The following is a 12801-nucleotide window of genomic DNA, read 5'->3' on the forward strand; positions in this document are numbered from 1 at the left end:
CCCCAGGGCCGGCCACTACCGGCGCCTGTTCCCCGTGCCCGGGGGACAGGCGCCGCTTCCGTGAAAGACGCGCGATACCGGCAAGCAAGAAACCGCTGTCGCGGTGAAGAGCAAGCGGCTGCTCCACGGTGACGGGCACAGGGCCGCCGAGGCGGCGGGCACCGCCCCGGTCGCGCCGGGGGCGGAGCACGGCCTCCCCGCGCGGTGCACCTCCCTCACCGCGCGCCCCCACGCGGTCTTTCCCGGCGCGGTTCGCCGCGAAAGCCGGCGGGGTCGGCGGCGAGCGGGGGTGGTCAGGCGCGGCGGATCGTGATGTCGCCCTCATGGCTGCGGGCGCGGATCTCGACCGTCTCCTCGAACCCCTCCGGCCCCTCACGGGCCTGCAGGGTGTTGACCAGCCGCCCCTCGGCCGTGCTCACATCCAGCAGCGCCGCCGTGCCCTGCCGGATGCCGACCTCCAGGTCGCCGCCGGTGCTCGTCAGGACCACGGTGCCGCGGCTCACCTGCCCGATCCGCACGCTGCCGTACACCGTCTTGGCCTCGACGCCGGCGTGGGCGCGCTCGATGCGCATGTCGCCGTGCACGCCGCTCAGCCGCAGGTCGCCGGTGACCTCGCCGACGGCGCACTCGCCGTCGTCGTTCCTGATGACGGCGCTGCCGTCGATCTCGTGGATCCTGACCTCGCCGGATCCGGTGGTGATCTCGGCGCGGCCGTGGGCGCGCTCGACGGTGATCTCGCCACTGTCGGTGCTCAGGCGGACCGGGCCGGCCTGGTCGAGGCGGATGTCGCCGTAGTCGGTACGCAGCCGGACCTCGCCCAGCCGGCCGATGCAGCGGAACTCCCCGGCCATCGCCTCGCCCTGCACGTGCGAGCCGGCCGGCACCTCGATCGTCACGCTGGGGGAGGACCGACCCCATTCGCCCAGCATGCGCATCAGCCCGGACAGGCTCCAGCCGGGCTTGCCGCCGGCGGTGGCGGCCGCCTGCCGTACCACCCCGGACAGGCCCGGGTCGCGCGGCCCGGCGGAGACCACCAGGGTGGCGCCGTCGTAGACGGCCCGGACCTCCTCCTCCTGCTCGCCGTCGCCCGGCCGCACCTCGATCACGGTGTCGGCGCGGTCGCCGGCGATGATGGTGACGTCGCCGCCGGGCAGGTCGATCCTGACCGTGATCGGCTCGGGCGTGTCGAACGTCGGCATGGGAAACCTCCTGAAGATGCTGGTGTGGACCGCTCAGCCGACCCAGCCGCTGTGGCGGCGCCCGCCGGCGGGGCTGCGCGGGCCGCGGCGGGCGGACGACTCGAACGTGGCGGCGACGGCGCGCACAAGCCAGGTGTTGACCGACAGGCCCTCCTGCCGCGCGGCCTCCTCGATCTGGCCTTTGAGCTGCTCGGGCAGCCGGAAGTTGATCCGCGCGGTACCGCCGTCCCTGGCGTCCTTGCCCGCGGCGGCGGGCGGTTCCGCGTCCTGCTCGGGGGGACGGTCGAAGGCGTGCTCGGCGGGCGAGCGCGTCAGGACGAAGGCCGGCTCGCCTCGGCGCAGGCGCACCTCCACCGAGCCGGGCGCCAGATCGCGGGTGATCTCGTCGGCGGCCTCCGACAGCGCCTCCAGCAAGATGAGCCGCACGGAGGACTCCAGGGGCGCGGCGAGCCGCCCGGCCAGCGCGACCGCCTCCTCGCCGCCGCCCTGCGCGGCGACGGCCAGCTCCCGGCGGAGCCGCTCGGCGTACGACGTGAGATCCATGACGCCACTATGGCGCCAATTCGGCGCCAGCGCAAGCCAGAATGGCATCAGGACAGAAGGGGCTAACCTGCCCACGTGATTGCTTTCCGCCCCATAAGCTCCACAAGCTCCACAAGCCCGGCTGACCTCGAGCGCGTCACCGCCTGGACCGTGCGCGAGCCCGTCGGCTGGATCGACGCCGAGCGCTACCTCCACGACCTGGCCGCGGGCATGTACCGCCCGGAATGGACCTGGATCGCCGAGGACGCCGAAGGCCGCATGGTGGGCCGGGCGCTGTGGTGGGGACCGGCCACCGCCCCGCACCCGGTCGCGCTGGACTGCCTGGACGTCGACCCGGCGGCACCCGGGCGCACGGCGATCGCCGCCCGGCTGATCGGCGCCGCGCTCGCGTCCATCCCGGGCCCGGTGAAATACGCCGTCAAGGCCGCCGGCGGCTGGCGCGAGCAGCCCGCCACCGCGGCCGCCGTGGGCTGGCGGCGCGCGGCCGCGCACGCCGCCGGGCTCACGCGCGAGGTGGAACGGCTGCAGTTCGCCTGGACCCCCGAGGCCGGCGTGCCCGCCGCCACCGGCGCGCTGCGCTTCGCCCAGGCCGGCGACGAGGAGTTCCTGGACGTGTTCGAGCGCATCGCCGAAGGCAGCCTGGACGCGCAGACCCGCGCGAGCGTCGCGGCCAAGGGCGCGCGCGCCAGCGCCCGCGAGGAGATGGACTTCTACCTCAACGCGCCGGGGGAGCGGCACTGGTGGCGTCTGGCCCACACCCCCGACGGGCAGGTGGCGGGCATGGCGATCCCGTCGGCCACGCCGTACCACGTCAACGTGGGCTATCTCGGCGTGGTGCCGCACTACCGCGGGCGCGGCTACGTCGATGAGATCCTCGGCGAGATCACCCGGCTGCACGCCGGCAACGGCGCGGCGCGCATCACCGCCACCACCGACCTCGCCAACGCCCCCATGGCCGCCGCCTTCCGGCGGGCCGGCTACCAGGTCACCGAAATCCGGCTGAATCTCTCCAGCTGACCTGCCACTGTTGAGCCCATGGATCTCAGCGACGCCACGAAGCTGGCCCGAGCCCTCGAAGAGCTTCTCCGGGACGCCCACCACGAGATCAACCAGTCCAAGCCCACCCCCGAGCTGGTCGCCCGCGTCACCGGCCACCTGGGCAGCCCGCTGCAGCACATCGCCAACGTGATCGCCACCTTCCCCGCCTGGGAGCACGTCAACCTCCAGCGCGGCATCGACGCCTACCTGGCCGAACACGCCCCGCACGCCCAGTGGTTCGGCGTCGCCGGCCAGGGCCGCGAGCACGAGGACTTCGTCAACATGCTCGCCAGCGCCGCCCGCGGCTACGAACGCTTCGAGCCCGGCGCCGTCGACTACACCACCGCGCCCATCGGCCCCGACGAGAGCGCCGAAGTCATCGCGCTCGGCCTGATCCTGGCCCGCTCACCCGACGGCGAGCCCGTCGTCATCGGGCTGCGCGGCCCGCAGCAGCACGGCCCGCCCAAGAGCAACGTCGTCGTGCTGGCCACCGACCGCGCCATCGCCACCCGGACCCGGGAGGCGATCGAAGGGCACATGCGCGCCCACGACATCTACCGCGGCCAGATCCTGTCGTTCGAATGGAGCGAGCACCGCGGCAACGACCTGGTCACCTTCCTGCCCCGCCCCCAGGTGAGCGCCGAGCAGGTCATCCTGCCCGAGGGCGTGCTGGACGGCATCGAGCGCCACATCATCGGCATCGGCGAGCACGCCGTACGGCTGCGCGAGCACGGCCAGCACCTCAAACGCGGCCTGCTGCTGCACGGCCCGCCCGGCACCGGCAAGACCCACACCGCCCGCTACCTGATGGGCCGCATGCGCCAGTGCACCGTCATCGTGATGACCGGCTCGGCGATCAGGTTCGTCACCCAGGCGGCCGGCCTGGCCAGGCGCCTGCAGCCGGCGATCGTCATCCTGGAGGACGTCGACCTGGTCGCCCGCGACCGCTCCTACACCGAGGACGGCAACCCGCTGCTGTTCGCGCTGCTGGATGCGATGGACGGCGTGGGCGCCGACGCCGACGTCACCTTCGTGCTCACCACCAACCGCGCCGACGTGCTGGAGCGCGCGCTGGCCGACCGCCCCGGCCGCGTGGACCTGGCGGTGCGCATCCCCAAGCCGGACGCGGCCGGCCGCCGGGAACTGCTGCGCCTGTACGCGCGCGACATGCGGCTGGAGGCCGACCTGGAGCCGATCGTGGAGCGCACCGACGGCGCGACCGCCTCGTTCTTCAAGGAACTGCTGCGCCGGGCGGTCCTGATCGCGCTGCGGCGGGCCGAGAGCCTCACCACGCTCACCGGCGAGCACCTGGGCCGGGCGCTGGAGGAGATGCTGGATGAGCGCCAGACGCTGACCCGGGCGCTGCTCGGCTCCGGCGAACGCGTGCACGAGGGCCAGGAGGCCGACCTGTTCGACACCCCGGCCCCGATGTTCGGGCCCGGCATGCACCTGCACGGCCCCTGACCCGGCTACACCAGGGCCAGCTGCGCCGCCTTCGGCACGAGCGGGGGCGGGGGAGCGGGGGCGCCGAAGTCGAGGTGGTAGCCGCGGCACAGCTGCTCGATCTGGCCGAGGATGCGCTGCTCGTAGCCCGGCGCCGGCAACCCGGCCGGATCGTAGAGCTCCTCGTAGCGCTCGGCCAGGGCGGGATGGGCCCGCCCCAGCCACGTCATGTACCAGGCGCGGGTGGCCGGCGGCAGGCGCAGCACGATCGCCTCCACCCCGCCCGCGCCGCTGGCCGCGATCCGCCGCACGGTCGCGCCCAGCTGGTCGGCGGCATCGCTCAGCAGCGGCAGCACCGGCGCCATCAGCACCCGGCACGCCACCCCGGCCTCCACCAGCGCCGCCACCAGCTCCAGGCGGGCCTGCGCCCCGGGCGCGCCCGGCTCGACGGCCCGCCGGATGCGCTCGTCGACGAACGCGATCGAGACCGCCACCCGCGCGCCGGCCGCCGCCAGCACCTCCGCGTCACGCAGCACCAGCGAGCTCTTGGTGTAGACGGTGAACGGCACGCCCGCATCACGCAGCGCCGCCACCACGCCCGGCATCAGCCGGTAGGTGCGCTCGGCCTCCTGGTAGCAGTCGCCGCTCAGCCCCACCGCGACCGGCGCGCCGTCGAAACGCTCCAGCTCCGCCCGCAACCGCGCCACGGCGTTGGCCTTGACCACGATCCGGGTGTCGAAGTCGCGCCCGGCGTCCAGCCCGAGCTTGCGATGCCCGGCGCGGGCGCCGCAGCCGCGGCAGGCATGGGCGCAGCCGCGATAGGGGGAGACGCCCCACTGCTGGGCGATGCCCGCGGCCGGCGGCACCCGCTCGATCATGGTGCGGGCCTGGGTCTCGTAGAAGCCGCCGCGCAGCACCGCACGCCGTTCGATCAGCGGCTTGTGCTCGCCGGCCTCGAGTAGCGAAAGCGCGTCCCACTCCACGAGCCCAAGTGGAACACGTATTCGACTGTGTTGGCAAGCGGATCCGCCGCATCTAAACTGGCACGAACGTACCACTTTCTGGGAAGGGCTCCACCCCCATGGCCTGGATCCTGCTCGCCCTCGCCATCGCCAGCGAGATCGCCGCCACCTCCGCGCTCAAACTTGCCAACGGCTTCACCCACCTCGGCTGGAGCATCGGCGTCATCGCCGGATACGCCACCTCCTTCGCCCTGCTCGGCAAGGCCCTGCAACTCCAGCTGGAGATGGGCACCGCCTACGCCATCTGGTCCGGCGCCGGCACCGCGGCCATCGCCCTCATCGGCTTCGCGTTCATGGGCGAGAGCCTGTCCCCGCTCAAGATCGGCGGTATCGTGCTCATCATCGCCGGCGTCGTCGTCCTCAACCTCGCGGGAACGCATTGACCAAAAAACCCCAGGCCCGCGCCACCCAGCGCCGCACCGCCCTGCTCAACGCCGCCGTCGGCCTGCTCACCGAGAACGGCTTCGCCGCCCTGACCCACCGCGCCGTCGCCCAGCGCGCCGCCCTGCCCCTGGCGGCCACCACCTACTACTTCGCCTCCCGCGACGACCTGCTCGCCGAAGCCTTCACCCACCTGGTCGAACGCGAACTCGGCCACCTGCGCGAACACGGCCTCACCGGCCTGGCCGACGACCTGGCCGACGCCGACCGCCCGCACCAGCTCGGCCTGTGGGAGCTGTACGTGCACGCCGGCCGCGACCCCGCCCTGCAAACGATCGCCCGCCGCTGGAGCGACGGCTGCCTCGCCGTCACCGCCGACCACCTCGGCCTGCCCCCCGCCCACCCCCGCTCCCGCCTGCTGTACGCCACTGTCTGCGCGCTGTGGCTGGAACACGTCGTCGAACAACGCCCCCTCGACGACCTGCGCACCCTGCTGGCGCTCGCACTGGAAAACGCCTCGCGCCCCGAATGACCGATGCCTACACTTCGTCCGTGCTCAAACCCACCTACCCGATCACCACCGAACGCCTCACCCTGCGCCCCTTCACCCCCGAAGACCTCCACGACCTGCACGCCTACGAATCCCTGCCGGAAGTCGCCCGCTACCTCTACTGGGAACCACGCGACCTCGACACCACCCGCGCCTTCCTGGACAAAAAGATCGCCCGCACCGCCCTGCTCGACGAAGGCGAAGCGATCGACGTGGCCATCACCCTCACCGAAACCGGCGAACTCGTCGGCAACTGCGTCCTGATCTGGACCAGCAAACAGCACCGCCAGGGCGAGATCGGCTACGTGCTGCACCCCCGCTTCCACGGCCGCGGCTACGCAGCCGAAGCCACCCGCCCCCTGCTCGGCCTCGGCTTCGACGACCTCGGCCTGCACCGCATCGTCGGCCGCCTCGACGCCCGCAACCACGCCTCCGCCCGCGTCCTGGAAAAACTCGGCATGCGCCACGAGGCCCACCTCATCGACAACGAGTACGTCAAGGGACAATGGGCCACCGAAGCCGTCTACGCCATCCTCGCCCGCGAATGGCAGAACCCATGACCACCTGGCACACCCTGTGGGACGCCCGCCCCGGCTGGCTCAACACCGCCAGCTACGGCCTGCCGCCCCGCCAGGCCCACACCGAACTGCAGAGCGTCCTGGACCAGTGGCGCCACGGCAGCAGCGACTGGAAGCCCTGGGACCACAGCGTCGGCCGCGCCCGCACCGCCTTCGCCCACCTCATCGGCGCGCCCCCCGCCGACATCACCATCAGCTCCACCGCCTCCCAGATCAACTCCACCATCGCCACCGCCCTGCCAGAACGCGCCCGCGTCCTGGTCCCCGACATCGAGTTCACCAGCAACGTCTTCCCCTGGGCGGTCGCCGCCGAGGTGGAAACCGCCCCGCTGGCCCGCCTGGCCGAGCACATCACCCCCGCCACCACCGCCGTCGCCTTCAGCCTCATCCAGTCGGCCACCGGCGAACGCGCCCCCCTGGCCGACATCATCGACGCCGCCCGCCAGCACGACACCCTCGTCATCGCCGACGCCAGCCAGGCCTGCGGATGGCTGCCCATCACCCCCGACGGCATCGACGCCCTGGTCTGCGCCGCCTACAAATGGCTCATGGCCCCCCGCGGCGCCGCCTTCGGCTACCTCTCGCCCCGCCTGCGCGAGCGCATGCGCCCCCTGGCCGCCAACTGGTACAGCGCCCCCGACCCCGACACCGCCTTCTACGGCATGCCCCTGCGCGTGGCCGACGACGCCCGCGCCTTCGACCTGTCACCGGCCTGGTTCTGCTACGTCGGCGCCGCCCCCGCCCTCGAACTGCTCACCACCCTCGGCGTGCGGGCCGTCGGCGCGCACAACCTCGCCCTGGCCGACCACGTCCGCGCCGGACTCGGCCTGCCCCCGGGCGACAGCCCCATCCTGTCCCTGGAAGCCGACCCCGCCCGCCTGGCCGCCGCCGGCATCACCGCCGCCACCCGCGCCGGCCGCGCCCGCCTGTCCTTCCACGCCTACAACACCCTCGCCGACGCCGAACGCGCCCTGGAGGCCCTGTCATGATCCTGCACCTGGCCCTGGCCGCCGACTGGCACGCCACCGGACCCGCCGGCTACCAGGTCTCCACCCTCGGCAAAACCCTGCAAGAGGTCGGCTTCATCCACTGCAGCCACAACCACACCCAGCTCGACCAGGTCGCCGCCACCTTCTACACCGGCGTCACCGAACCCCTGCTCGTCCTGCACATCGACCCCACCGGCCTGGACGTCCGCGAAGAAGGCGGCTTCCCCCACCTGTACGGCCCCCTGCCCGCCGCCAGCGTCACCGCCACCCACCCCTTCGTCCCGGGGGCGAACCGCAGCTAGGGCTTGCGCCAGACGATGGTGTAGCGCAGCAGGAGATGACGGCGAAAACGCGAGCCCGGCAGAATCTCCGCAGCCAGCTCCCGCATCCGCGGGTAGGTCACCGGCGGCGGCCACACCATGGGCGAGGGATGCACCCAGTGACCCTTCACCGCACGGTGCACCATGCCCACAGCCATACCGGCGAGGTCACGCGGCAGGTCCCCGGGCATCGTGCTGCGGGCCAGGCCGACGACGGCCACGACGCCGCCGGGTCGCAGCAGCTCCCGCATCCGCGCCAGCCCGGCCGCGGCGTCCATGTGGTGCAGGGTGGCGACCGAGGCGATCACGTCGAAGGAAGCGGGCTCGAACGGATGGGTGAGAAAGTCGCCGACGATGTAGTCGATCTCGCCGGGCTGCTCACGGGCCAGCTCGACGCTGGGCGCGTCGAGGTCGATGCCGGTCACCCGCGGCACGCGGCGCCGCAGCTCGCGGGCGAGCATGCCCTCACCACAGCCGACGTCGAGGGCGCGCCGGGCATCGTGGGGGAGTGCGCTCAGGATGCGGGGATGGAAATGGATGTTGTGATTCCACCGCCCGCCGTCCTTCACCACCATGCGACCATCCTCCCGCACGACGCCCCTCACGACAGACCGCGGCCATCCTCACCGCCCTCGCCCGCAAAGGCACGGACCGGAGCCACGGCTACGACCTGTGCCGCACCCTCGACCTGAAAGCCGGCACCGTCTACCCCATCCTCATCCGCCTCGCCGAACGCGACCTCGTCGAAACCTCCTGGGAAAGCGACCCGCCCCGCGGACGCCCCGCCCGCCACCTGTACCGCCTCACCACCACCGGCGCCGAACTCGCCCGCACACTCCCCACACCCGCCCCCGCCCACGACGGCACACCGGCACCCAGCCCGACCCGGCTCGCGCCCGGGACCACCTGACCCCGGCCCGCCCCGCCGTTCGGAGGACCTCGATGCTCCCCGACCCTCCCGATCAGCCCCCGAAAGCCGCCGCCCGATACGCCACCCACCGCGCATACGTCAACGCCGCCCGCCCCGTCACCCGCTCCACCACCGGCGACACCTCCGCCACCACGCCCACCCGCGCCGCCAGCCCCTCCACCAGCTCGGCCGCCACCGGCGCCGGCATCCCATGCCCCACCGCCCGCTCCACGAACACCTCCCGCGCCACCTCCTCAAACCGCAACGGCCGCCCCACCGTCTCACCGATGATCCGCACCCGCTCCACCTGCGTCAGCGACTGCGGCCCCGTCAGCACGAACGCCTCACCCACCAGCCGATCCACCAACGCCCGCACCGCCACCGCCGCGACGTCACGCGGATCCACCGGCGCCAGCGCCGCCCCGCCGTACACCCCCCGCACCACCCCGCCCGCGGCGATCTGCGGCGCCCACGCCAGATCATTGGTCATGAACGCGTCCGGCCGCACGAACGTCCACGCCAGCCCCGACGCCCGCACCGCCTCCTCCACCCGCAGATGCTGCTCACCCACCCACCCCGGACGCGCGAACGTCACCGCCGACGACGACAGCACCACCACCTGCCCCACACCCGCCTGCCGCGCCGCCACGCAGAAAGCACCGGCCGCATCGAACACCGGGAACAGGAACACCCGCTCCACCCCCGAAAGCGCCACCGGCAACGACTCCGGCCGCCGCAGATCACCCGCCACGACCTCGACCCCCTCGGGGAAGACGTGCGCCGCCGGATCACGCGTCAGCACCCGTACCTTCTCACCCGCCTCCAGCAGCTCACGCACCACACAAGCGCCCACATTGCCACTGGCACCCGTCACCAGAATCACGATCAGAACCCTTTCCCGCCGAACCCCCGAGGCGACAGCTCAGTCCATGCTCCACGAACGCAGCTTGTGCGGATTACGCACACCCCAGATGCGCTGAATCCGATCACCGGCGACCTCGAACGCCATCACCACCACCGTGACCCCCTCCTGCACGGCCACCAGACCAGGCCGGCCATTGACCGTGCGCTCCACCACCGACAGCCCCGGAACCAGCCGTGCGATCTCCACGATGTAACCCGCGATCGCCCGCGCACCCTCCACCGGACGCAACGCCGCACTCACCACACCGCCGCCGTCACCCACCGCCGTCGCATCCGGAGCCAGCAACCCCAAAAGCGCCTCGATGTCCTGGGACTCCCACGCCCGCTTGAACTCCCGCACCACACCCGCCTGCCGCGCCACCGCGGTACGCGGCACCTGCGCCTCCCGCACCCGCCGCCGCGCCGAAGAAGCCAGCTGACGGCACGCCCCCGCACTACGCCCCACGATCTCGCCCACCTCGGCGAAGGAATACCGGAACACATCATGCAAGATGAACGCCACCCGCTCCGCCGGCGTCATCGACTCCAGCACCACGAGAAACGCCATGTTCAACGACTCATCCAGCGTCACCCGATCCGCCGGATCGACCACCGCTCCACCCAGCCGCCCCGCCGCCCAATCCGTACGATCCGGCAACGGCTCCGGAAGCCACTCACCCACATACGACTCCCGCCGCGCCCGCGCAGAACCCAGCACATCCAGGCAGATCCGGCTGGCCACCTTCGTCAGCCACGCCCCCGGAGACTCGATCGCCTCCTGCCGCTCCCGCGACATCGCATACCAGCGCACATACGTCTCCTGCACCACATCCTCGGCATCAGCCAGCGACCCCAGCAGCCGATACGCCAGACTGATCAACTGCCGCCGCTCACTCATGACCGCGCTCAGGCTCGGATCCACAGGGCTGCTCATCAGGTCCCCGACCTCCTCAGGTGGCTGTGCCGTCACCCCTACGACGAAACACCACCACCAAATGTGAGGTCACACCGGCACCTCACATTCCGCCCGCCCACCTCGTCGAACGACCATGACCAAGCTCAGCGCGCTCACCGGCGCCTACACCCTCGACCCCGCCCGCACCCGCATCGGCTTCACCGCCCGCCACGCCATGGCCAGCCGCGTCCACGGACACTTCACCTCATACGACGCCCACGCCTACCTCGACGCCGAAACCCCCGCCAACTCCACCATCGACCTCACCATCCACACCCACAGCCTCCACACCCGCAACCCCCAGCGCGACCAGCACCTGCTCACCCACTTCCTGCGCCTGGCCGACCACCCCACCATCACCCTCACCTCGACCGACGTGCGCCGGCGCACCCCCACCAGCTTCGCCCTCACCGCGGACCTCACCATCCGCGGCACCACCCGGCCCATCACCCTGGACCTGCACTACCGCGCCACCGACGACGGCCCCCGCCTCAAAGCCGCCCTCACCGTCAACCGCCACGACTGGCACGTCAACTGGAACGCCGCCACCACCCTCATGATCAGCCCCCACGTGACCCTCGAACTCGACGCCATCGCCACCCGCCGCCCCTGACCCCCGTCAGTGCGCGTGCGCCCGCTCCAACGGCACACCCCGCCCGCCGTACGCGCCCCGGCCCCCTGGCACCCCCACGGCGCCCCTACGATCACCCCATGCCCGACACCCGCGCCCACGCCCGGCACTTCGCCGACACCTGGCAACACGGCTGGACCCACCACGACGCCGACGCCATCCTCACCCTCTACGCCGACGACGCCGTCCACACCTCCATGCCCTTCCGCCCACCCCACCGCGGAAAAGCAGAGATCGCCGCCTACATCCACCGATCCTTCGCCGAAGAACACGCACCCCGCGCACACTTCGACCCACCCATGGTGGACGGCAACCACGCCGCCATCGAATACCGCGTCACCGACGGCGACCACACCCTGGCCGGCTGCGTCTTCATCACCTTCGACAGCGACGGCCGCGCCCTACAAACCAGGGACTACTGGCACGAGAGCTAACCCCGCACCCGCGCCACCGGGGGAGCGCCCACCGGAGCCGGAGCAGGAGCCGCAGGAGCCGGCGCACCCGGCGCCGCACCCACCCGAACCGCCCGCACCGCCGGCTCGGCACGCTCCGCGCACCCACCCTGGCAATACCCGTTCGACACGATCAACCGCCCACGCGCCGCCGTATACGACTCACGACCCGTCGCCGGCAGCACCCCCTGACACACCTGGCACAACACTTCGTTCCCCATGCGGGTCCCCTTCCGGACGCGTACCAGATATCCAGAGTAAGCGCACCAAAACCATCCAAGGCGGCATTTCAACGACTCGTCAAGATTCCTCGTCAACCCCCGCCGCCGGCGACCCGCGCCCCACCACCGACCCCGCAACGCCGCCGGCCGCACCCGCACCCCACCGCTACCCGCCGCCCGCACCTCATACCCCAGGGTCGGCAGCCGCTCCACGCCATGGCGTCCCCGGCCGGCTCCGCCCCCGACCACAGCGGCTGCGCGCCCGCCACCAACGCACAGACGTGTCCACCATGCCCACCGGTGTGGGGGAGAAGCCACCCACCGGGCACAGGGAGTAAGGCCGCATGCCCGCGCACCGGAGCGGCGCGGGCATGCGGCAGCCGAGTCCGGGGGACCACCCCCCAGCGCCCCCACCGGGCCCGGAGCACACAAAGGACATTTCAGTGAATGTCCGAACAAGGCCATCTTTTACGGCCTCGCCCACCGATGGATCATCACGCCAGAAGCCCGCACCTGTCAATTCCCGACCAACACGTGAGATGGTGCAAATTTCGACAGTTGAACGCATGAATCCCCAGGCCACCCAGGCCATCGCGCGATTATCCGGATTGCGGTCAACCGCTTTAACGCTTCACGGGCAATCACTTTCCGGAAATTCACACAGGA

The 12801-nt window shown here is 72.0% G+C and carries 16 protein-coding genes; 10 read left to right on the top strand and 6 right to left on the bottom strand.

Annotated features, from left to right (window positions below):
• Positions 1-293: 293 nt before the first annotated feature.
• Together ACIBI5_RS35085 and ACIBI5_RS35090 are read right to left on the bottom strand one after the other, a co-directional pair.
• Positions 294-1199: a DUF4097 family beta strand repeat-containing protein gene (locus ACIBI5_RS35085; RefSeq protein ID WP_397253038.1), complete on the bottom strand. Its 906-nt coding sequence runs from the start codon at positions 1197-1199 to the stop codon at positions 294-296.
• A gap of 33 nt (positions 1200-1232) precedes the next feature.
• Positions 1233-1742 (bottom strand): hypothetical protein, encoded by a 510-nt coding sequence (locus tag ACIBI5_RS35090; protein WP_397253040.1) that lies wholly within the window; start codon positions 1740-1742, stop codon positions 1233-1235.
• Between the two features lie 150 nt (positions 1743-1892).
• On the opposite strand from ACIBI5_RS35090, the gene ACIBI5_RS35095 reads away from it, so the two are divergent.
• Together ACIBI5_RS35095 and ACIBI5_RS35100 are read left to right on the top strand one after the other, a co-directional pair.
• A complete protein-coding gene (locus ACIBI5_RS35095; RefSeq protein WP_397253042.1) occupies positions 1893-2759 on the top strand; it encodes a GNAT family N-acetyltransferase in 867 nt (288 codons plus the stop codon).
• 18 nt (positions 2760-2777) lie between these two features.
• Complete coding sequence (locus ACIBI5_RS35100; protein WP_397253044.1) at positions 2778-4244, top strand: AAA family ATPase; 1467 nt, start codon at positions 2778-2780, stop codon at positions 4242-4244.
• Positions 4245-4249: 5 nt separating this feature from the next.
• On the opposite strand, the gene ACIBI5_RS35105 is transcribed toward ACIBI5_RS35100, so the two are convergent.
• Positions 4250-5206, bottom strand: a complete 957-nt coding sequence (locus ACIBI5_RS35105) for a radical SAM protein (RefSeq protein WP_397253046.1) — start codon at positions 5204-5206, stop codon at positions 4250-4252.
• Between the two features lie 98 nt (positions 5207-5304).
• On the opposite strand from ACIBI5_RS35105, the gene ACIBI5_RS35110 reads away from it, so the two are divergent.
• The 5 genes from ACIBI5_RS35110 to ACIBI5_RS35130 are packed head-to-tail and all read left to right on the top strand — an operon-like array spanning position 5305 to position 8045.
• Positions 5305-5628: a DMT family transporter gene (locus tag ACIBI5_RS35110; protein WP_397253048.1), complete on the top strand. Its 324-nt coding sequence runs from the start codon at positions 5305-5307 to the stop codon at positions 5626-5628.
• A complete protein-coding gene (locus ACIBI5_RS35115; RefSeq protein WP_397253050.1) occupies positions 5625-6158 on the top strand; it encodes a TetR/AcrR family transcriptional regulator in 534 nt (177 codons plus the stop codon). Before ACIBI5_RS35110 ends, ACIBI5_RS35115 begins: the two co-directional genes overlap by 4 nt.
• Before the next feature lie 20 nt (positions 6159-6178).
• Positions 6179-6736: a GNAT family N-acetyltransferase gene (locus ACIBI5_RS35120; protein ID WP_397253052.1), complete on the top strand. Its 558-nt coding sequence runs from the start codon at positions 6179-6181 to the stop codon at positions 6734-6736.
• Positions 6733-7743, top strand: coding sequence for an aminotransferase class V-fold PLP-dependent enzyme (locus ACIBI5_RS35125; protein ID WP_397253054.1), 1011 nt, complete (start codon positions 6733-6735; stop codon positions 7741-7743). Before ACIBI5_RS35120 ends, ACIBI5_RS35125 begins: the two co-directional genes overlap by 4 nt.
• Positions 7740-8045 (top strand): DUF952 domain-containing protein, encoded by a 306-nt coding sequence (locus ACIBI5_RS35130; protein ID WP_397253056.1) that lies wholly within the window; start codon positions 7740-7742, stop codon positions 8043-8045. The genes ACIBI5_RS35125 and ACIBI5_RS35130 overlap by 4 nt, the downstream gene beginning before the upstream one ends.
• On the opposite strand, the gene ACIBI5_RS35135 is transcribed toward ACIBI5_RS35130, so the two are convergent.
• Complete coding sequence (locus ACIBI5_RS35135; RefSeq protein ID WP_397253058.1) at positions 8042-8638, bottom strand: class I SAM-dependent methyltransferase; 597 nt, start codon at positions 8636-8638, stop codon at positions 8042-8044. The two genes, ACIBI5_RS35130 and ACIBI5_RS35135, sit on opposite strands and share 4 nt — an antisense overlap.
• Here ACIBI5_RS35135 and ACIBI5_RS35140 point away from each other — a divergent pair.
• Positions 8572-8973, top strand: coding sequence for a PadR family transcriptional regulator (locus tag ACIBI5_RS35140; RefSeq protein ID WP_397253060.1), 402 nt, complete (start codon positions 8572-8574; stop codon positions 8971-8973). The two genes, ACIBI5_RS35135 and ACIBI5_RS35140, sit on opposite strands and share 67 nt — an antisense overlap.
• Before the next feature lie 52 nt (positions 8974-9025).
• Here ACIBI5_RS35140 and ACIBI5_RS35145 read toward each other — a convergent pair whose 3' ends face one another.
• Positions 9026-9856 (bottom strand): NAD(P)H-binding protein, encoded by an 831-nt coding sequence (locus tag ACIBI5_RS35145; RefSeq protein WP_397253062.1) that lies wholly within the window; start codon positions 9854-9856, stop codon positions 9026-9028.
• Between the two features lie 39 nt (positions 9857-9895).
• Positions 9896-10810: an RNA polymerase sigma factor SigJ gene (gene sigJ, locus ACIBI5_RS35150; protein WP_397253064.1), complete on the bottom strand. Its 915-nt coding sequence runs from the start codon at positions 10808-10810 to the stop codon at positions 9896-9898.
• Between the two features lie 115 nt (positions 10811-10925).
• Between sigJ and ACIBI5_RS35155 the strand changes: the two genes are divergently transcribed.
• On the top strand, positions 10926-11444 hold the full coding sequence (locus ACIBI5_RS35155; protein ID WP_397253066.1) for a YceI family protein: 519 nt from the start codon (positions 10926-10928) through the stop codon (positions 11442-11444).
• 98 nt (positions 11445-11542) lie between these two features.
• Complete coding sequence (locus ACIBI5_RS35160; protein WP_397253068.1) at positions 11543-11896, top strand: nuclear transport factor 2 family protein; 354 nt, start codon at positions 11543-11545, stop codon at positions 11894-11896.
• Positions 11897-12801 lie beyond the last annotated feature (905 nt).

The organism is Nonomuraea sp. NPDC050540, assembly GCF_044457485.1.
Taxonomy (GTDB): domain Bacteria; phylum Actinomycetota; class Actinomycetes; order Streptosporangiales; family Streptosporangiaceae; genus Nonomuraea.